General features: G+C 37.2%; 17 protein-coding genes. 16 read left to right on the top strand and 1 reads right to left on the bottom strand.

All coding sequences use genetic code 11. The annotated features are described in order from the left end of the window. The first annotated feature begins 48 nt into the window (after positions 1-48). The 5 genes from rpsA to MJ595_RS18910 all read left to right on the top strand — a co-directional run bounded on the left by rpsA (position 49) and on the right by MJ595_RS18910 (position 5,605). The gene (rpsA, locus tag MJ595_RS18930; RefSeq protein ID WP_263079632.1) at positions 49-1,725 is read left to right on the top strand and encodes a 30S ribosomal protein S1; all 1,677 of its coding nucleotides are present in this window, start codon (positions 49-51) and stop codon (positions 1,723-1,725) included. Between the two features lie 314 nt (positions 1,726-2,039). Further along, entirely contained in the window at positions 2,040-2,330 is a 291-nt protein-coding gene (ihfB, locus tag MJ595_RS18925) for an integration host factor subunit beta (protein ID WP_263079631.1), read from the top strand. Between the two features lie 72 nt (positions 2,331-2,402). Beyond that, positions 2,403-2,729 (top strand): lipopolysaccharide assembly protein LapA domain-containing protein, encoded by a 327-nt coding sequence (locus MJ595_RS18920; protein ID WP_263079630.1) that lies wholly within the window; start codon positions 2,403-2,405, stop codon positions 2,727-2,729. Beyond that, positions 2,722-3,894 carry a lipopolysaccharide assembly protein LapB gene (lapB, locus tag MJ595_RS18915; RefSeq protein WP_263079629.1) on the top strand — a complete coding sequence of 391 codons (1,173 nt, stop codon included), beginning with the start codon at positions 2,722-2,724 and terminating at the stop codon, positions 3,892-3,894. The genes MJ595_RS18920 and lapB overlap by 8 nt, the downstream gene beginning before the upstream one ends. 469 nt (positions 3,895-4,363) lie before the next feature. After that, positions 4,364-5,605 carry a Wzz/FepE/Etk N-terminal domain-containing protein gene (locus tag MJ595_RS18910; RefSeq protein ID WP_263079627.1) on the top strand — a complete coding sequence of 414 codons (1,242 nt, stop codon included), beginning with the start codon at positions 4,364-4,366 and terminating at the stop codon, positions 5,603-5,605. Between the two features lie 100 nt (positions 5,606-5,705). On the opposite strand, the gene MJ595_RS18905 is transcribed toward MJ595_RS18910, so the two are convergent. Further along, positions 5,706-7,031 carry a transposase gene (locus MJ595_RS18905; RefSeq protein WP_263078492.1) on the bottom strand — a complete coding sequence of 442 codons (1,326 nt, stop codon included), beginning with the start codon at positions 7,029-7,031 and terminating at the stop codon, positions 5,706-5,708. A 19-nt stretch (positions 7,032-7,050) separates the two neighbouring features. Here MJ595_RS18905 and MJ595_RS18900 point away from each other — a divergent pair, with 19 nt between their 5' ends. The 11 genes from MJ595_RS18900 to MJ595_RS18850 all read left to right on the top strand — a co-directional run bounded on the left by MJ595_RS18900 (position 7,051) and on the right by MJ595_RS18850 (position 19,800). After that, positions 7,051-7,293 (top strand): hypothetical protein, encoded by a 243-nt coding sequence (locus MJ595_RS18900; protein ID WP_263079626.1) that lies wholly within the window; start codon positions 7,051-7,053, stop codon positions 7,291-7,293. Between the two features lie 13 nt (positions 7,294-7,306). Then, positions 7,307-8,620, top strand: a complete 1,314-nt coding sequence (locus tag MJ595_RS18895) for a nucleotide sugar dehydrogenase (protein ID WP_263079624.1) — start codon at positions 7,307-7,309, stop codon at positions 8,618-8,620. Positions 8,621-8,630: 10 nt separating this feature from the next. Then, positions 8,631-9,680, top strand: coding sequence for a Gfo/Idh/MocA family oxidoreductase (locus tag MJ595_RS18890; RefSeq protein WP_263079622.1), 1,050 nt, complete (start codon positions 8,631-8,633; stop codon positions 9,678-9,680). A gap of 1 nt (position 9,681) precedes the next feature. Further along, complete coding sequence (locus MJ595_RS18885) at positions 9,682-10,386, top strand: formyltransferase family protein (protein ID WP_263079619.1); 705 nt, start codon at positions 9,682-9,684, stop codon at positions 10,384-10,386. Between the two features lie 22 nt (positions 10,387-10,408). Further along, a complete protein-coding gene (locus MJ595_RS18880) occupies positions 10,409-11,503 on the top strand; it encodes a DegT/DnrJ/EryC1/StrS family aminotransferase (protein ID WP_263079618.1) in 1,095 nt (364 codons plus the stop codon). A 741-nt stretch (positions 11,504-12,244) separates the two neighbouring features. Beyond that, entirely contained in the window at positions 12,245-13,498 is a 1,254-nt protein-coding gene (locus MJ595_RS18875; RefSeq protein ID WP_263079617.1) for an oligosaccharide flippase family protein, read from the top strand. After that, positions 13,485-14,438, top strand: coding sequence for a sulfotransferase (locus MJ595_RS18870; protein WP_263079616.1), 954 nt, complete (start codon positions 13,485-13,487; stop codon positions 14,436-14,438). Before MJ595_RS18875 ends, MJ595_RS18870 begins: the two co-directional genes overlap by 14 nt. Before the next feature lie 32 nt (positions 14,439-14,470). Continuing rightward, a complete protein-coding gene (locus MJ595_RS18865) occupies positions 14,471-15,424 on the top strand; it encodes a GNAT family N-acetyltransferase (protein WP_263079615.1) in 954 nt (317 codons plus the stop codon). Between the two features lie 6 nt (positions 15,425-15,430). Continuing rightward, a complete protein-coding gene (locus MJ595_RS18860) occupies positions 15,431-16,789 on the top strand; it encodes a polysaccharide deacetylase family protein (protein ID WP_263079613.1) in 1,359 nt (452 codons plus the stop codon). Further along, entirely contained in the window at positions 16,786-18,108 is a 1,323-nt protein-coding gene (locus tag MJ595_RS18855) for an oligosaccharide repeat unit polymerase (RefSeq protein ID WP_263079612.1), read from the top strand. The genes MJ595_RS18860 and MJ595_RS18855 overlap by 4 nt, the downstream gene beginning before the upstream one ends. 543 nt (positions 18,109-18,651) lie before the next feature. Then, positions 18,652-19,800: a hypothetical protein gene (locus tag MJ595_RS18850; RefSeq protein ID WP_263079611.1), complete on the top strand. Its 1,149-nt coding sequence runs from the start codon at positions 18,652-18,654 to the stop codon at positions 19,798-19,800. Positions 19,801-20,038 lie beyond the last annotated feature (238 nt).

Genomic DNA, 20,038 nt, shown 5'->3' with positions numbered 1-20,038 from the left:
AGAAATCTCTGATGACAGGATTGTGAGTATGTTGTTACAGGAAAGATCATGAGCGAGAGCTTTGCTGAACTTTTTGAAGAAAGCCTGAAAAATATCGAAATGAAGCCAGGCGCTATTGTTAGCGGCGTGGTTGTTGATATCGATAGCGATTGGGTCACTGTGCATGCAGGCCTGAAGTCTGAAGGTATTATCCCCAAGGCTCAGTTCCAGGATGAAAACGGTGAACTGACTATCGCCCTGGGTGATGAAGTCCAGGTGGCCCTGGATGCGGTTGAAGATGGCTTTGGTGAAACCCGTCTGTCCCGTGAAAAAGCCAAGCGTATGGAAGCCTGGGGTGAGCTTGAAAAAGCATTCGAGGCAGAAGACATCGTTAAGGGTGTTATCAGCGGTAAGGTCAAGGGTGGCTTCACTGTTGACGTTAACACTATCCGCGCATTCCTGCCCGGCTCTCTGGTTGATGTTCGCCCGGTTCGCGACACTTCTCACCTGGAAGGCAAAGAGCTCGAATTCAAGGTTATCAAGCTGGACCAGAAGCGCAACAACGTTGTTGTTTCCCGTCGTAGCGTTCTGGAAGCTGAAAACAGCGCTGAGCGTGAACAGCTGCTGGGCTCCCTGCAGGAAGGCCTGGAAGTTAAAGGTATCGTTAAGAACCTCACTGACTACGGTGCGTTTGTTGATCTGGGCGGTGTTGACGGCCTGCTGCACATCACTGACATGGCCTGGAAGCGCATCAAGCATCCAAGCGAGATCGTAAACGTTGGTGATGAAATCAATGTTAAGGTCCTGAAGTTCGATCGTGAGCGTAACCGCGTATCCCTGGGTCTGAAGCAACTGGGTGAAGATCCATGGGTTGCTATCACCAAGCGCTTCCCAGAAGGTACCCGTGTATCCGGTCGCGTAACCAACCTGACTGACTACGGCTGCTTCGTTGAGCTGGAAGAAGGCGTTGAAGGTCTGGTACACGTATCCGAAATGGACTGGACTAACAAAAACATCCACCCAAGCAAGGTTGTTGGCCTGGGTGATGAGGTTGAAGTTCAGGTTCTGGATATTGACGAAGAGCGTCGTCGTATCTCCCTGGGTATCAAGCAGTGCAAGACTAACCCATGGGAAGATTTCTCCGGAAACTTCAACAAGGGTGACCGCATCTCCGGTAAGATCAAGTCTATCACTGACTTCGGTATCTTTATTGGTCTGGATGGCGGTATTGACGGTCTGGTTCACCTGTCTGACATCTCCTGGAACGAAGCCGGTGAAGAAGCTGTTCGCCAGTACCGTAAGGGTGAAGAGGTTGAAGCGCTGATCCTGGCTATCGACGCTGAGCGTGAGCGTATCTCCCTGGGTATCAAGCAGATGTCCGAAGATCCGTTCAATGCCTACGCTGGCCTGAACGAGAAAGGTTCTATTGTTAAGGGTGTTGTTAAGGAAGTATCCGCTAAAGCCGCTACTGTAGAGCTGGCTGAAGACGTGATGGCTACCCTGAAGGCTTCCGAAATCAGTGTTGACCGCGTTGAAGATGCTTCTAACGTCCTGAAAGAAGGCGATGAAGTTGAGGCTCGCATCATCAGCATCGATCGCAAGAACCGCAACATCAGTCTGTCCATCAAAGCGAAGGATCAGGCTGAAGAGAAGCAAGCTATGAAAGAACTGCGCAAGCAGGAAGTAGAAGCTTCTGGCCCTACCACCATCGGTGACCTGATCAAGGCTCAGATGGAAGGTAAATAAGTTCGAAAGAGCTTGTTTGCAAGTGCTTATTCTATATGAATAGGCACTGCATAAAAAAACCGCGGGTTTTCCCGCGGTTTTTTTATAGCTATCAATGGCTTGCTTGATTTATAGATAGGGGTTAGCTAGTGTAGAAGTTTCTGGTTTTTACCAGATACCAGTTACAGCCTGTAATTGAGGCATTGGATAGGCTTTCTGGGGTTCTGGCATGATAATCCGGAGATTTGTTATGGATTATTCAGGATGGCAGAAACTCGCAGTGACTGGCTGAATTGGTACTATTTTCAGGGAGTGGCAGGGAAAGGAAAATGGCTATGACTCGGTCTGAGCTAATTGAACAGATAGCGGAGCTTCAACCTCAGCTATCTGTCAGGGATATTGAACTGGCAATCAAAACAATTATTGATCAAATGTCACAGGCTTTGGCATGTGGTGAACGCGTTGAAATAAGGGGGTTTGGCAGCTTTTCACTCCATTATCGTGCACCGCGAACAGGCCGAAACCCGAAGACGGGTGAAACAGTGCAGTTAGCTGGAAAGTATGTCCCTCATTTCAAGCCGGGTAAAGATATGCGGGATCGGGTAAATAACTCCCGAAATGCATAATGGTTGTTATTGAACACAGATACAGTATTTTTGTTGTTAATGTAATGATGTGCCGGGGAGTTGAGAATTGCCATGATGACAGCGTTGGTAGTATGGATGAAGCGTGGTCTGTTATTGGTTTTGCTGTTAATCCTGTTAGTGTTTATGGTCAGCTTCGCTACATCAAACACCAGTGAGGTTCATTTACAACTGCTGGGCTGGGATCTGATGTCCATAAAGACAGCAAGCCTTGCTGTCATGTCGTTTATAGCCGGGGGGGTAGTAGGAATAATTGTTTCTGTGGTATCCATCTCCCGTCTTCAATTGAAAAACTCAAGCCTGATGCGAAAGCTTGCCAGGCGGGATAAAGAACTACAAAAATTACGGAGCAGCTCGCTGAAAGGGCTCACGGATGCCTGATATTTTATTGCTGATTTTGCTGGTTGTAGCAATATTGATTGGTTATGTTTTAGGGCGATACAGTGTTAAACGTGCTGACAGGCATGAAAGCTCCCCTGTTTCAAAAGACTATTTTGTTGGTCTGAATTACCTGTTAAATGAGCAACCTGATGAGGCCATAGAGACCTTTATTGGTGCTTTGGATATTAACAGTGATACGGTTGATACCTATCTGGCTCTTGGCTCGTTATTTTGTAAGCGAGGGGAGGTGGAGCGCTCTATCAGAGTCCATCAGGATCTTCTGGCTCGACCCAGTCTGACCACTGCGCAATCCATAAAAGTTCAGCTGGCGCTAGCCAAAGACTATATGACTGCTGGGTTGCTGGATCGAGCTGAAGCCATGCTTACAGACTTGATTGGTCATAGCCATGAGTTCAAGGAAGAGGCGCTGCAACTGCTGTTAAAGATTTATGAGCAGGAAAAGGAATGGCAAAAAGCTATTGATGTGGCCGAGAGTCTGAGACGCAACCAGGATTTTTCTTACTATAAGACGCTGGCCTTTTACTATTGTGAGCAGGCTGAAGGTTACCTGAACAGCAATGACAGAGTGTCGGCCCGTCGCTATATTAAAAGCGCTTTCGGTCGTGATAAGAATTGTGTCAGGGCTAGTTTGCTGCTAGGGCGAATGGAGTATGAGGAAGGCGGTTATCGTGATGCTGTACGTGCCCTTGAGCGAATAGCCAAGCAGGATATACGGTATATACCGCTTTCAATACCATTACTGGAACGCAGCTATAACAACATGCCTAACTTTAAAGGGTTGGGTGCCTATCTGGCGAAATGCCTTAATGAAAAGCCTGGTAGTGCAGTAATCCTGGCTATGACCCGGTTATTGGAAGCTGACAGGGGGGAGCAGTACGCTATTGGCTTTCTGACAGAACAGCTTTGCAAACGCCCTACCCTGAGTGGATTGAATAAACTGATTGAGCTCCAACAGTTATTGGGTAGAGCTGATAAAGAAGACAGTTTTCATCTATTTCAGGAACTCACAAAAAAAATGCTGGCCCTAAAGCCAGTATTTACCTGCTCATCCTGCGGCTTCACCAGTAAGGAAATGTACTGGCAGTGTCCAGGGTGCAGGGAATGGGGAACCGTAGCACCTATTGAAGGTATTGAGGGCGAGTAAGTATGAAAAAAAATAAAAAGACGCTTGTCGCAGGGAAATAAATTCGTAATACTATAAATACATAATAAATATAATAAAACTGGACAAATGGAAGTTGTCGTATACAGATGTCATGAAGTAACAATGCAGTTTTTGATGTTTTAATCAATAAACTATTGCATGGGTTTCCGGTAAACGTCTTCCTTTTTCAGCTTTTTTATTATCTGGTATCTACAATCTGTAGGCTGCGTCTATTCTATGCAGCCTGATTATGCAGTGACAGAGCTGTACCTGTCATCTGTGTCGAGCCTTTGGGATAGTGCTCGGGCAAGCGTACAGCCAGTTTCCTCGAGCGGTAGCGTAGGGATATATTTTTTCAGTAGTACGATCAATGTGAATGGTTACTGTTCTGAAATTTGAAAAAAATTGCTCGTAAAATTGAAAAGTATTTTGGTTTATGAAAAAACACACTGAGTCCTTTCGGGCGCCTATGATAGATGATGATATGATCAGTCTATCTGATATAGTTTCTATTTTATTAAATGGTAAAAAATGGATTATAGGATCTGTATTAACATGTTTATTAGGCGCATGCTTATACCTTTCGGTTGTAGATTCTGTTTATAGAGTAAGTACAGAAATAAAAGTTGACCCTAATATAGAGCCGATGATTTATTCTATGTTGGATATAAAGGATATCCGTGGTACAGCAATAGCATCAGATGTGGAAGAAATTAAAAGTATAGGTTTTATTGATAAGGTAATTGATGAAAGTAAAAAAGATTTTACTTTTTCCGATATGGATGTTCGCAATATTATTGATAACCTCTCAGTAAAGCAAAAGGCGAGAGGGGCAGGTATTATTGAGATAGCCTATTCTTCGGAAGATTCAATGGCTTCGATTGCTTTTTTAAATGCAATTAATAACTATTATTTGAGTAAGAAAAAAGAAAGAATTTTTGATAATCTAGATAAAATTAAAAATGTGATGAGTCATTTTAGGCTGGATGTAAGAGGTAATGAGACTGCATTTGATGAGTTAAAAGAAATGGTAGCATCAAGCTTTTTCGTGCTTAAAAGTCCGCTAGTTGATAGTCAGCCTATAAGGCCAAAATCTACAATGATAGTGATTATGGCCATTATCCTTGGCGGGATGCTCGGAATAGTACTTGTTTTTACTTGTGAAGCAATTAGAAGCAAGTTTAGAACTCCAGAAGAAGTTAAAAGAAAAACGGGTATAGATGTACTTGCAGTCATTCCAAATTTTGAAAAGCAGGCTAAGATTGAAAACGATGTGGAAAATAATAGTAGTTTGGAAGCTATCAGGGCTTTGCGTACAAATTTACTATTTAAAATTAGTAAGTTGGATAGTAATCGAGTAATGGTTTGTAGTCCTTTTGTAGATACAGGAAAGGAGTATGCTATTAGTCAGCTTGCTATTTTGCTTGCAAAAGCAGGAAAGAATACTCTTTTAGTAGATGCTGATATTCGGAATGGAAAGATTTTTGAAAGATTTAATATTATAAATGATAAAGGGTTATCCGACTGTTTAGCTGATTGCTCTACTTTATCAGTGATTAATATTGCAAAAAATATAGATGTTATTTCTGGAAGAAAATATCCAGATAATCCATCTGAATTGTTAATGAGTGAATCTTTTGATTTGTTTTTAGAAAAGGCTTCAGATAAATATGATGTTGTATTAATTAACTTAACTTTAGAGTTAGTATGACATGAACGTTTGGTTATATTTTAAAAATTGTGTGCAAAAATACATCCAAACGTTTTTTCAGATTCGGTATTATTCTTGATTATTGCGTTGTTGCCGCTATTTATGCCGCTTTTTTCTTTTCTTTGACTATTCCGTCAGTCAAACTATTAAAATTGAACTCATATTTTTGGCTATATCGGTTCCAGCCCTCACGAATAGGTAATCTGGGGATAATTCCTGCGAGTGCAAATCTTAGCATGCCAGCGGTGGTTGTATCCTGATCCCGCCAAGGAATCCTTGAAATGCCCACGCTTGCTTGATTTTTACAGACGGTCAACAGTTGCAATAATGCGTATCCAGCCATCTTCAGATGCATCCACCGCAACAGAGTTCTCAGCTTTTGCTGCCATAACTGGCGGCAACCAAATGAATGTTTAATTTGCTGAAACATGGGTTCAACCGGCCATCTTTTCGCATAAATACGAAGGATGTCTATACCTTCAAGTCCAGTATTGGTTGCAATGAATATACGGCTTTCTGTCAGTCCTTTATCATTTTCAAACCGACCCCAGACAACCCGAACCTTGCGGCCTTTCAGGAAGCGAGCCCGACATACCCGGGTGCGATAACGTATCTTTCGAAATCTGCCGTATATTCTTACGGTTGTTTGATATTCCGGTAGCTTCTCCACTTCCGGGGGCGTCATTTTGATGCCATACTTTTTGGGTCGCCCACGTTTTTTTGCAGTGGACTCCAACGGTAAGGCATACAATGCCCGGTTTAACGGGATTTGCCCTACTACTTCATAGCCCATTTCCAGAACGGGTTGCATTAGCGTCCAGTTCATATACCAACAGTCTGTCAGCAAGCGCAGTCCTTGCACCTTCACCTCTTGCCTCACTACTTTTAGCATGGCAACAGCGATTTTTAGCTTACTGGCATTGCCTGAAGCAGGAGATGGAAAGGAAAGCACAGGGATGGCAGTAAATACTTCATCTTTAGCCCGCTCAAATACAACAGCCAGGGATACCCAGCATTGTCCCCAGATATACGTTGGCCGGTTCCTTTTTTTACTGTGCTGGTGATGGGTTCGGCAAGCGGGAGCCTTGTCAGAAAAACGCTCCACCACCCAATCATCAAGACCAATGTTGATAAGTTCACCCCGTGGTACTTTTGAGCATACCAGCTGAATGAGCCGGCATGCGAGGCTCCTCCACCGCCACTTGCCTTGAGAGAGCCAATGGTGGTAACTGCTCCATACGCATTGAAAGTTATTAATAGATAACAGCGCCTGAGTGACAAAGCCTTGCCCGGATAGCATGCAGCCAAAAAGAAGTTCGCAGAACGTAGGTACTGCTGTTGGGGATAGCGCTGAAGCAAGAAACGTTGTATATAAGGCAAGCTCCCGGAGGATCTCTTTATGATCTGAAGTGAGCATAGCAACCATCTTTGTATTTTGTTTGGAGATGGTTGCTATTAACCGATTTCAGATGAAAATCGTACTATTGTTCTTTGGTAACTCTAAAGTCGAGTTAATTAATACTTCCCCTGTTTTGGAAACAACTGATGCGGCTATTGTAGGAAGTAAAAGTGATATAACCTTAATGGTTATTCAGTCAGAGGGTATATCTGTTAAACAGGTGGTGGAGGCTGGTCAGCGGTTAGAGCTAGCAGGTGTGAATATTTCGGGCTGTGTACTCAATAAATAGACGTATTAAAGATATGGATTATCAAAAAAAAATAATTGGAAAAATAAAAAGTAAAAAGGCTGTAGTTGCTGTTATTGGCCTGGGTTATGTGGGCCTTCCATTAATACTTCGTTATGTTGATGAGGGATACAATGTTATTGGTGTTGATATTGATCAAGCTAAAGTAGATAAACTGAATGATGGTTCAAGCTATATAGAGCATATTTCATCTGAAGCAGTGCATACTGCTATAAAAAAAGGTCTTTTTCGTTCAACAACTGATTTCTCACAAATATCAGCAGCTGATGCTCTTATCCTCTGCGTTCCAACCCCACTTAATAAATACCGTGAGCCAGATTTGAGCTTTGTATTAAGTACTATGGATTCACTCATTCCTCACATAAAAAAGGGGCAGATTCTTTCTTTAGAAAGTACTACTTACCCAGGAACAACAGAGGAAGAACTATTGCCAAGGCTGGAAGAGTCAGGTTTTATTGTAGGGGAGGATATCTTTCTAGTTTATTCTCCAGAAAGGGAAGATCCTGCCAACCCGCATTTTGCAACTCATATGATTCCAAAAGTCTGTGGAGGACATACACAGGCTTGCCAGTCAGTGGGCATTGTCTTATATGAAGCAGCTATTGATCAAGTTGTGCCAGTAACATCAACTCGTACAGCAGAAATGACCAAGTTATTGGAGAACATCCATCGTGCAGTTAATATTGGTTTAGTCAACGAAATGAAAATAGTTGCAGACCGTATGGATATTGATATACACGAGGTGATTAATGCGGCAGCAACGAAGCCATTTGGTTTTACACCTTATTACCCTGGACCTGGTTTAGGTGGTCACTGTATACCAATAGATCCATTTTACTTGACTTGGAAAGCTAAAGAATTTGGTTTGCATACACGTTTTATAGAGCTGGCAGGGGAAATTAATACATCAATGCCGAGATTTGTGATTGATAAGGTGACAGATGCTCTAAATAATAGGGGTAAGCCTCTAAAAGGCTCTAAGGTTCTGGTATTAGGTGTTGCTTATAAAAAGAATGTTGATGATATGAGGGAATCACCCTCGGTTGATTTAATGGATCGCTTGATTAAAAAAGAAGTCTTGGTTGATTATTCTGATCCTCATGTACCCATCTTTCCAAAGCTTCGTGATTATCAGTTTGATCTGTCAAGTGTGGAGCTAACACCTGATACTATTTCTGAATATGACTGCATTCTCCTTGCAACAGATCATGATGCTTTTGATTTTCCAATGATACAAAAAAATGCAGGACTGATTGTCGATACTCGCGGGATATACCTTGATCCCGCTGATAATGTTGTTAAAGCATGAGGGTTTTCTGATGTTTCAAAAAATAAATGAACGGAAAATTCGCATGGCAATTATTGGCTGTGGTCGAATATCCAGTAAACATTTTGAAGCTATTCATAAGCATAAAAAAGATATAGAGCTGGTTGCTGTCTGTGATATTGCACCCTCAATACTTGAAGAAAAGACAAGCAAGTATGAAGTAAAGGGATATCTTAATTTAGATGAGTTATTGCTAAATGAGCAGCTTGATGTGGTGGTACTGTGTACACCAAGTGGGTTACACTCTGAACATGCGATTAAGGCAGCTAAAGCTGGGGTTCATGTAGTGAGCGAAAAACCTATGGCAACCCGATGGAATGATGGTTTGCAAATGGTAAAAGCTTGTGATGAAGCTGGGGTGCGTCTATTTGTTGTAAAGCAAAACCGTAGAAATAAAACACTTCAACTACTGAAAAGAGCGATATCAGAAAATCGCTTTGGCAAGATTTATATGGTTCATATTAACGTATTCTGGTGTCGGCCTCAGGAATATTATGACCGTGCCAAATGGTGTGGAACATGGGAGTTTGATGGTGGTGCTTTTATGAATCAGGCCAGCCATTATGTTGACTTAATGGATTGGTTGATAGGGCCTATTGCAGATATTCAATGTATAACATCTACAAATAGAAATATAGAAGTAGAAGATACAGGTGTAATGAATGTATGTTGGAGAAATGGTGCATTGGGATCAATGGCTGTTACCATGTGCACATATTCTAAAAACTTAGAAGGTTCTATTACAGTTCTTGGAGAAAATGGTACAGTCCGTATTGGAGGAGTAGCGGTGAATGAAATTCAGAAGTGGGAGTTCTCTGAGCCAGCAGCTTATGATATTGAAGTTGAATCTGCAAACTATGAAACAACCTCTGTATACGGTTTTGGTCATCCACTTTATTACAAAAATGTAATTGATACAATGCGGGGAGTAGCTGAGCCTGAAACTGATGGTAGAGAGGGGTTGAAATCTCTTGAGTTGTTAATTGCTGCATATTATTCTGCTAGAGATAGTAAAACTGTATCTTTACCGTTGGTGTATTAGAATGAATAATATACCAATAGCTGTTTTTGCTTATAGTTTTAATCATAGAAAAACAACTGATTTTTTGAATATTTTATATAAGAAGGGTTTTATTAATGTTTCTGTTGTTGCAGCACCAAAACTTGATCTAGAAAGTGGGGAAGAAGTTTTATGTGCTGATAATGGAACTGAAAGAATTTGTAGTGAGTATCGATTTAATTACATTAAATTAGCTCATGATAATGTGGATGGTATAAAAAAGTTTCTGTCAGAAGCCAAATGTAAAAGTATAGCTATAATCTCTGGTGCTAGAATATTAAAAAAAAACATCATTGATATTTTTGAAAAAGGAGTGATTAATTTTCATCCTGGTTTGATACCAGCTACAAGTGGACTAGATTCTTTTTACTGGATGATAAAGAGGAATGTTAAGCCAGGAGTGACAGCTCATTTTATTGATCATAAGGTTGATGCTGGCAGGATTTTATCTTTTTATGATACTGAAATAAATATTAATGATGATGAAGGGGGAGTTAAAGAAAAAATATATAAAACTCAAATAGATGCCTTAAAGAGTGTTCTTGAAAAGATAAAGGATGGTTCTGAGGTTATTAGTGCTCCAATTGATAGGCCCTTTAAAAATAGTAGTCTTTGTATCATTGAGAAAGAAAAAGTTATGTTAGATTTTCATAATTGGAAAACAAAAGTAGTTAACTTTGAAATATGATGATTTAACAGGGTAAATTGATATGCAATTTATTGATTTGAAGTCTCAATATCATCAGATTGAGGATGATATCGATCGGCGCATTAAAGTTGTTTTAGAGCATGGCAAATATATTCTTGGACCCGAAGTTGCCGAGCTAGAAGAAAAACTAGCTGATTATGTGGGTGTAAAAAACTGCATCACTGTTGGCAATGGAACGGATGCATTACAGATTGCTTTGATGGCCCTGGGTGTTCAACCTGGTGATGAGGTGATTACACCAGCATTTTCCTATATTGCAACAGCAGAAACGACTGCATTACTAGGGGCAAAGCCTGTTTATATTGATGTTGATCGAAGAAGTTATAATCTTGACCCATCGCTGCTGGAAGAAGCCATTACTGAGCGAACTAAGGCAATTATTCCTGTTTCCCTCTATGGGCAGTGTGCAGATTTTGATGTGATCAATACCATTGCAAATAAATATAATATTCCGGTGATTGAAGATGGGGCCCAAAGTTTTGGAGCCACCTATAAAGGTAAACGTTCCTGCGGACTAACAACCATTGGTTGTACCAGCTTTTTCCCTTCTAAACCGTTGGGTTGTTATGGTGATGGTGGGGCTATTTTTACTAATGATGAAGGGCTAGCAATTGCTTTAAGGCAGATAGCACGCCATGGACAAGATCGTCGCTATCACCATGTTAGGGTTGGTATAAATAGTCGGCTGGATACCATTCAAGCAGCAGTATTATTAGCAAAATTGCAAATATTTGATCAGGAAATCTTACAAAGGGCAAACGCAGCGGAGCGTTATAGTAACTTACTATCGTGTAATAATATTATTACACCATTTATAGAAAATAATAGCACCTCTGTTTATGCACAGTATACTATTCAAGTGGAAAATAGAGAGGAGCTTCAGCTTAGCTTACAAAAAGCAGGTCTACCAACAGTGATTCACTATCCTATACCACTGAATCGCCAGCCAGCAGTAGCAGAAATGGCCAGTATTTTTCCTGTGAGTGAATATTTGGCAAGTCGTGTTATTAGCCTGCCATTTTATCCTAGTATAACGCTTGAGAGTCAAAATTTAATAATCAAAACCTTGTTAAATGATATTTCCCTAATAACTTAAAAACTCACATTAAATATATTTTAATTATCATTAAATTTTATTATTGAATGTATTTGAATGCTTTATACCGTAATGATATTCAAGGCTTAAGAGCTCTTAGTGTTTTAGCGGCTATTATTTATCACTATAATTCAAAAATGTTGCCTGAGGATTTGTTGGCATTGTTGTTGCTTCCTTTAGATAAGTTTAAGTTATTTTTACCTCTAGTGATATTGGTTTTTTAGTAATAACAGAGTTCTATTTGCACGTTAGAGGGAATGTTCAAGAAAGTTATTATGCTCTTTATGCTAAAATCCCTGAGTTTATTGCTGGCAGCATAATAACACTATATAAACTTGAAAAGAAAGTTCCGGTTGAATGGAAAAATGAGCTATTTTAATGGTCATCATTTAAACGAGGTAGGAAGTTTGCATTATGTAAAATTGATGAAAGAAAAGATTAAAGGCTATATTTTTCCAACGATTAATGATTGATTTGTTGAGTGGAGATGATTAAGAGTATTTTATTTTTTCCGAGTAAGGCATTAGTTGAAATGCTGTTGGTTTTTTATAATGAAATAAAATTAATGATAAATATTATCGAATAACTCAATCGTAGTAACTTGAAGTAGAGAGTATTTATATTATTAGAGAAGTTACTATCTGACAGTACTCTAAAAATAAAAAATAGTTGAGTTGCAACTTTATTGATTGTAGGGTTTCGGTGTAGTAGTAAATAGTGGTATAAAAAATAGTTGGTGAAATGATAATAAATAGACTTAATTCATTAAGTTCTTTCAATAAAAATATTTTAACGCTAATGACGGGCACAACAATTGCCCAGATGATACCTATCGCCATTAGTCCTGTTCTCACAAGAATTTATACACCTGAAGATTTCGGGATTTTGGCACTATTTGCTTCTATAACCACAATATTTGCTTCTGTAGCTAATGCGCGGTATGAGATGGCTATTATGCTGCCAGAGGAGGAAGATGAGGCATATACTGTTGCAGTGTTAGGAATGGTGATATCATCATTTCTATCTATTATCCTGTTGGTAGTTGTTTTCTTCTACAGTGAAGATATAGCAATAATTTTAGGTAATAAAGAAATTGCTCCATGGTTATATTTGTCACCTGTTTCTATATGGATAATTTCTTTGTTTAATGTATTAAATTATATGAATACCAGGCTAAGAGAATATAAGAGAATTTCGCAAGCTAATATTATAAGATCTATCGTTTTATCAAGTTTTCAGTTGGGTGTGGGTCTGATAAAAGGTGGTGGGGCGGGATTAATATTAGGTTACGTTTTTTCCAGTATGTTTGCTTGCTTAATGTTTAAGGGGGCAGTTAGAAAAACCAGAATTTTAATTAGTGAATTAAAATATGTTTCAGTAAAATATAGTAAATTTCCGAAATACTCGCTAGCCGCAGGCTTGGCAAATACACTTTCGCTTAATTTACATGGAGTTTTTATTTCAATATTTTATAATGTGACAACTCTTGGGATGTATTCTTTAGTCCAACGCGTCCTTGAAGTACCCATGACAATTATTGGAGGAACAATAAGTCAAGTGTACTTTGAAATGGCTAGTTCATCGCGTAAAAAAGTTGGAAATATAAAAAAAATATTCTTAGAGACCCTCAAAAAGTTAATACTTATTAGTGTATTGCCATTTACAGCTATATATTTTATAGCTGAAGATTTATTTAGAGTTGTTTTTGGTGAAGACTGGGTTGTTGCAGGTGAGTATTGCAAAATTCTTGTTCCATTATTTTTTATCAGGTTTATTGTTGCACCATTAACTGTATCTAATAGCATTATTGGAGCGAATAAAAAAGGACTTATATTTAATATAATTTTTCTTTTAATCGTTAGTGGTGTATATATGATTTCTGGTTTGATGGAGTTTGAATTTTTTAAGTTATTAATATTGCTGGTGATTTGCCAGATTGTTTTTTATTTTTCTTTTCTTTTTTCAATATATCAGTCAATTAATGATGAATGTTAAGTGTTTTAAAATTGATTTCTTGATTGAAAAAATAATAGAATTATTGTTGAGAGTGTTTTTTTTAGTAGTTCGACCGGTTGAGAAATTACTTATAAAAAAATACTCCAAGGGGGTAGTTAAATACCAACCGGTTTTTATCATCGGGGCACCAAGAACAGGGTCTACTATTCTTTATCAAGTATTAACAAATGTGGCAGATGTTTTGTATATAGATAATTTGGCGCATAGATTTTATAGAAACTTGTTCTTTGGTATCTGGCTAAGCCGGAAAGTTTTTGGAATTAAACCGCATAATAATTTTAAGGCAGATCATGGTCGGACCACCAAGTATGGTATGCATGCACCGAGTGAGTGTGGTGATTTCTGGTATCGCTGGTTACCATTAGATCAGCATTTTATTGCTGAGGATGATATATGTGAGAAAGTAGTTAGTGAAATCAGGGATGAGATTCTAGCTATATCTAACTATCATATGAGGCCTATCGTATTTAAAAATCTTAATGCCGGCCAGAGGTTAAGGCTATTAAAAAGGGCTTTTCCTAATGCAAAATTTATTTTTATAAAAAGAGATTCTATATTTACGGTAAATTCTATTATAAATGCCAGAGTGAAAAATAATATTGCTACAGGTGAATGGTGGAGTATAAAGCCAAAGAATTATCGTGATCTGTTACAGCTTGATGAGGTTGATATGTGTATGGCTCAGGTTTTTTATTTGGAGAGACAGATAAAAGATGATCTTCAAATACTATATAGCAATAATTTTAAAGAGTTAAATTTTGCACATTTATCTAATGATATAGTAAATGAGCTTATAGGCTGGCTGAAATTTGATGCTAAAGTTGGGCAATTACCAGAGTTTGTCAAAGATGATATCAGAAGCATAGAAAGGATGCGGCAAATAATTTTGAGAGAAGCATCTTCAAAATATGAGTTTTAAGAATTATCAATATAAAGATAAGAAATTAAGAAATGAGAAATCAAGAAAGATATAAGGAGCTATGTGGTAGAGAGTCGAGTATACCTATATTTTCCCAAGCTTGGTGGCTAGATGCAGTAGCAGAAAAGCAATGGGATGTGGTAATAATTAGTAAAAATGGCCAAATAGAAGCAACATTACCTTATACTCTTAGAAAAAAATATGGGTTTAATATTTTATCACAACCACAACTCACTCAGAATTTAGGACCGTGGATAAGATCAACAAATATTAAATATACAAAACAACTAGCTCGTGAAAAAGCTCTAATGAATGCTTTGATTTGCCAGCTACCTGATTATGCTAGCTTCTCTCAGAATTGGAGTCCGAATATTACTAACTGGCTTCCTTTTTATTGGAAAGGATTTGAGCAAACCACACGATATACTTATCGTTTAAAAAATATTGATGAATTGGATCTTATTTGGCAGTCATTTAGAGAAAATATACGGAGAGATATTAGAAAGGCTGAAAAAAGAGAAGGATTGATCGTAAGGTCTGATGCTTGTGTTACAGACTTTTTAAAATTAAATGAAAAAGTATTCCTTCGTCAGGGTAAGAGTCTTCCATATACAAGGGCTTTTGTTGAAAGAATTGACAAAGCAGCATCTCAGAAACAAGCACGTAAGATATTTATTGCCGAAGATTCACAAGGAAGACAACATGCTGGTGTATATATAATTTGGGATTCTAATAGTGCTTATTATTTGATGGGAGGAGGCGATCCTGAATTGCGCAATAGTGGCGCTACTAGTTTATGTATGTGGGAAGCAATAAAATATTCTTCTAAGGTGACTGAGTGTTTTGACTTTGAAGGTTCCATGATTGAGGAAGTAGAGCGTTTTTTTAGAGCTTTTGGAGCTACTCAGACTCCGTATAATCATGTAAGTCATACGCCATCCAGACTTGCAAAAACATTAAAATTTATACGCTCTATCAAAGGTTAAGTTATCTTGAGCATAAGAAAATTTTCTTTTGAAGCATTGAGATGGTTAGAATCGCTGATTGAAAATCGTTTTGGGCACTCATTCACTTTGACGTATAAAGGGAGTGAACTTATTGTTTTAAGTCTGAAGGGAAGTAATCTTTTAGTATCTTTTGACTGCCTGGATCCGGTTTTTCATAAATCTAGTTCTGACTTTCCTTGTATGTTTTGGCGTATTCCAGCCGATGAGTATTATTCACTTATAAGTGATTTTTTACCTGCTCCATCCAGTATTAATTTACAAATGCCTTTAATAGAGTTTACTAAAGAAGGAGCATATATTCATTATGATATACTTGGTCTGACGTACTGGATGTTGTCTCGAATGGAAGAAGTTAATCGTACTGATCTTGATCATCATAATCGTTTCCCTGCAACCTCCTCGCATGCTTTCAAGAATGGTTATCTCGAAAGGCCTCTTGTAGATGAATGGCTTGATATATTAGGACAGGTTATAGTGCGTGTTTGGCCTAGTTTAAGGCTTAAAGAGCATGAATATTGTATTAATATTTCCCATGATGTAGATGCTCCAAGTTTTCATGGATTTAAATCATGGCGTGCTATTTATCGTGTAATGGCATCCTATCTTTTAAAACAGTATGATTTAAAATCTTTTATTAGAGCACCTTATAATAAACTTTTAACAAATAATAGCCTGCATAGAGCTGACTCTTTTAATACATTTGAATGGATAATGGATGTATCAGAGAAAAATGGGTTGCAAAGTGCTTTTTACTTTATTAGTGGGAAAACTCATGAAAATTATGATGGTGATTACCATATAGACCATCCTGCAATTAGAAATTTAATACGTCATATTCATTCTCGAGGTCATGAGATTGGACTTCATCCAAGCTATTTAACTTACCAAAAACCTGAGTTAATTAAGAAAGAAGCTGAATATCTAAAAAAAATATGCAAGGAAGAAGGTGTTTTTCAAAAGAAGTGGGGTGGAAGAATGCATTATCTTCGCTGGCAACACCCTATAACTTTGCGTGCCTGGGACTTGGCAGGTATGGATTACGACTCAACCCTAGGTTATGCTGATCGTCCAGGCTTTAGATGTGGAACTTGTCATGAATACCTGGCATTTGATCCAGAGATGCAGAAAAGGCTATCCGTGCGAATTCGTCCTTTAATTGTGATGGAGTGTACGATATTGGATAATATGTATTTAGGTCTTGGAGTATCAGAAGAAACTAATAAGAAGCTTACTCAGCTTAAGGATAAATGCAAGAAAGTTAGTGGGCATTTTAATTTATTATGGCATAACTCTAATCTTCATAATAAAAAGTTGAAGGATTTATTTGAACAGATTTTATTGTGATTGATTTTCTTTTTTTAGCAGCTTTCTTTTTATTTCCCATAACTTTGTTAATCTTAATGAAAGTTACAGGGTTTTCTGTTTTAAATGTTCGAATTCTTCAGTTTGTTATTTTATCACTATTTATGTACTCATATTTAGGTATACTACCTTTGTACATGGGGTGGGATCAATATCGTCTAGATTCAGGTGTTGATAATAAAGAAATTATATTGAAGGTCTATTCTTTCTCAATAGTAACAATATTTCTTGTGTATTTGGGTGGGTTGGTTGCAAAGCAAGTTATTAGCCATAGGAAAGTTTTTGTTTTTTTTTCAGGCATGCGGCTTGGTACTAGTGAATTTAAAATGCTTGTATTTTCATTGGTGTTTGTATTTTTTATTCTTTTTATTTATTTAAATAAGGTTGATGATGTGGCTTTAGTTGTAGCTTTTAAAGAAGGGTTAAGTAAGTCACAAGTGGCAAGAAGTTTAATGAGTAACGGCTTTGAAAATTATCATTGGTATAAAGTTATAATGCGTGATTTTGGTAATATCGTTACTTTTTCATTATTTTCATTGTTTGTAATAAATAAAAATCACAGGTATAAAGTTTCTTTTTTATTTAGTTTTTTGTTGAGCAGTTTTATTGCTATCATGACTACTGAGAAGGCTCCTTTTGCTTATTTGTTGATTGGATTGTTTTTAGTATACATAATACTAATATATGATTCTAAATATCCAATTAAGCACCTTATTGCCCTTTCTTTCATGTTGATCTTAATTCTGGCAATATTCTATATGTTCTTTATGGGCGCTTCTAATATTGTTGACTCTATTATTTCTGTAATGTCGAGAGCTTTTGCAGGATCTATTCAGCCAGCATACCATTACCTGGAATATTTTCCTTCTGAGCATGAGTATCTTTATGGAAAGAGTTTTCCTAACCCTGGAATGATTTTTCCCTATGAGCCATATAATTTAACAATTGAGGTTATGAATTGGGTTTATCCATATCATATTGATAGTGGTGTAATAGGAACAATGCCTACAGTATTTTGGGGCGAGCTTTATGCCAATTTTGGCTTTTTAGGAATAGTTATTTTTTCTTTTTTTATTGGGGTATTTTTATATATTTTAGATTATCTATTTTCACTGCTGGCAGATAGTTCTTTAAAGGTTGGATTTTATGTGTGGTGTCTGCTGCATTATAAAGATTTGAGTGTTACTGGTTTGTTTGGCTTTATTTTTGATTTCTATTTGATAATTGTTACTTTTTTATTTTTAGTGATTTTGCTATTATCTGGCTGCCTAAAAGGTAGGTTCTATAATTCCTTTAATTAAGTCATGGTAAATCACTGCATCTGGCACTTAGACTCGAATAGACCCTGCTGAAATGGTGTGCAAAGTAGGAAAATAAACCTCTTTTTAACCGGCAATTTCTTTGGAGGATCCATGTCAGATTGGCAAAGTTAACTCACGTAAAGCATTATTGTAAATATTACAGGCTGTTATTGTTCCGAAATATTGAATTAAGATATATATTATGTAGCACTGCGTTGAGATATTGGGAAAATATTGAGTGAACTATGTTGTTAACAGGATATATTCAACAGGGAGGGGAAGTTGGTTGAAGGATATGGGATACAAGATTATATTCGGGCTAGAGGTTACTGCGTAAATATATTAGGAATCAAGAAGCAGAAGATAAATGTCAGGAGCAAATGATGTGTGTAGACATTTTACTATAGCCTCCTTAGGGGACATTACACGAATTACTTTACAAGTGGTTCTGACTTTACTTGACTTATTCTTATGATTTTTTATTAATTCTCAAGCAAAGCTTTTAGTTGGGTTTCTATTTTTTGTTCGATATTGAGAGGGTGCATGAATAATAAAGCTTGTGTATTGCATTTAACACATACAAATATTGATTGTGATTCACGTATTCTTAAAGAAATGAATGCAGTTTATGATAAAGATATTGATCTTTTAGGTATTGGAATTGAGTTTGATGAAGGGGCAGAATATTCAGGGGAAAACTATAAGTTTACAACTGAAAATATTAACTTGTTATCAAAAAAATTGAGAATACTACCAAAATTTATACGACACTTATGTGTTTTACTTGAGTTAATATTAAGAATGTTGCCTAAAATTGTAAAAAAACGGCCAATAATTATTCATTGTCATGATATTGTGGTATTGCCTGTTGCCGTGTTAAGTAAAATATTTAAAAAGTCATTTATTATATATGATGCTCATGAGCTTGAGTCGGATCGTAATGGACTTTCTCAAATGCTGGGAAAGGCAACCTTGTTTATTGAAAGAAAACTTTGGCGTTTTGTTGATCATTTGATTGTGGTTAGCCCTTCAATTGAAAATTGGTATAGCGAAAATGTTGGTCAGAAACCATCAACTATTGTTTTTAATTCACCATTTTTGAAAGAAGAGCGTAAAAAAATTGATAGTAACTATTTAAGAAATAAATATAGAATACCAGATAACCATAAAATATTTATTTATATTGGTATATTTTGTCAAGGTAGAGGTATTGAAAAAATTCTAGAGGTTTTTAAAGATAGTACCATTAATGCCTCTGTTGTTTTTTTAGGTTATGGAGAGCTTATAGATGACCTTCAATGTTGTTCTGAAAATTTTGATAATATTTATATTCATGAATCTGTAGCACATGAAGATGTTGTTCCTATTGCGAGCACGGCTGATGCTGGGTTGTGCCTTATTGAGAATGTGTCGCTAAGTGATTATTATTGTTTACCCAATAAATTATTCGAATATATTTTTTCTGGTATTCCTATTTTAGCCTCAGATATACCTGATGTTAAATATATCATTGATCGTTATAAGTTGGGTATAACCTGTAGGTTAGATGTTAAGAGTATAAAAATAGCAATTGATAACTACATTAGAGGTAATGTGACTGTTGATTTTACAACTTCTTCACTTGAACGGTATAGCTGGAAAGCTCAGGAAGAAAAGCTGAAAAAAATATACCAGCATGAATTGACTAGCTAATATTGGTGAGTTGATAGTAAGATGCTGAAAAGCTCTTATAATAAGATTGAAGAGTATGATATGATTCAGATAATAAGTAGCTTTTTATCAAGAATAAGTATCGACGATTAGCTACAAAGAAGTGATGAAGTTAGGTTTTACTATTAAATTGTATTAATCTGTATGGTTTCTTACCTCCATAAAGTTACCGTAGTCATACATGGAAGGCATCAGCTCATTAGTTAAATAGTTTAAAACT

It is taken from the genome of Endozoicomonas sp. Mp262 (assembly GCF_025643335.1).
GTDB lineage: Bacteria > Pseudomonadota > Gammaproteobacteria > Pseudomonadales > Endozoicomonadaceae > Endonucleibacter.
Note: the sequence above shows the minus strand (reverse complement) of the source record. Positions and strands in the feature narration are given on the sequence as shown.

Excerpts from the sequence above, each read along its gene's own strand:
- MJ595_RS18910 (WP_263079627.1), top strand. The coding sequence starts at position 4,364 with ATGATAGATGATGATATGATCAGTCTATCTGATATAGTTTCTATTTTA.
- ihfB (WP_263079631.1), top strand. The coding sequence starts at position 2,040 with ATGACTCGGTCTGAGCTAATTGAACAGATAGCGGAGCTTCAACCTCAG.
- MJ595_RS18885 (WP_263079619.1), top strand. The coding sequence starts at position 9,682 with ATGAATAATATACCAATAGCTGTTTTTGCTTATAGTTTTAATCATAGA.
- MJ595_RS18875 (WP_263079617.1), top strand. The coding sequence starts at position 12,245 with ATGATAATAAATAGACTTAATTCATTAAGTTCTTTCAATAAAAATATT.
- MJ595_RS18870 (WP_263079616.1), top strand. The coding sequence starts at position 13,485 with ATGATGAATGTTAAGTGTTTTAAAATTGATTTCTTGATTGAAAAAATA.
- lapB (WP_263079629.1), top strand. The coding sequence starts at position 2,722 with ATGCCTGATATTTTATTGCTGATTTTGCTGGTTGTAGCAATATTGATT.
- MJ595_RS18900 (WP_263079626.1), top strand. The coding sequence starts at position 7,051 with ATGGTTGCTATTAACCGATTTCAGATGAAAATCGTACTATTGTTCTTT.
- MJ595_RS18865 (WP_263079615.1), top strand. The coding sequence starts at position 14,471 with ATGAGAAATCAAGAAAGATATAAGGAGCTATGTGGTAGAGAGTCGAGT.
- MJ595_RS18920 (WP_263079630.1), top strand. The coding sequence starts at position 2,403 with ATGATGACAGCGTTGGTAGTATGGATGAAGCGTGGTCTGTTATTGGTT.
- MJ595_RS18850 (WP_263079611.1), top strand. The coding sequence starts at position 18,652 with ATGAATAATAAAGCTTGTGTATTGCATTTAACACATACAAATATTGAT.
- MJ595_RS18880 (WP_263079618.1), top strand. The coding sequence starts at position 10,409 with ATGCAATTTATTGATTTGAAGTCTCAATATCATCAGATTGAGGATGAT.
- rpsA (WP_263079632.1), top strand. The coding sequence starts at position 49 with ATGAGCGAGAGCTTTGCTGAACTTTTTGAAGAAAGCCTGAAAAATATC.
- MJ595_RS18895 (WP_263079624.1), top strand. The coding sequence starts at position 7,307 with ATGGATTATCAAAAAAAAATAATTGGAAAAATAAAAAGTAAAAAGGCT.
- MJ595_RS18890 (WP_263079622.1), top strand. The coding sequence starts at position 8,631 with ATGTTTCAAAAAATAAATGAACGGAAAATTCGCATGGCAATTATTGGC.
- MJ595_RS18905 (WP_263078492.1), bottom strand. The coding sequence starts at position 7,031 with ATGGTTGCTATGCTCACTTCAGATCATAAAGAGATCCTCCGGGAGCTT.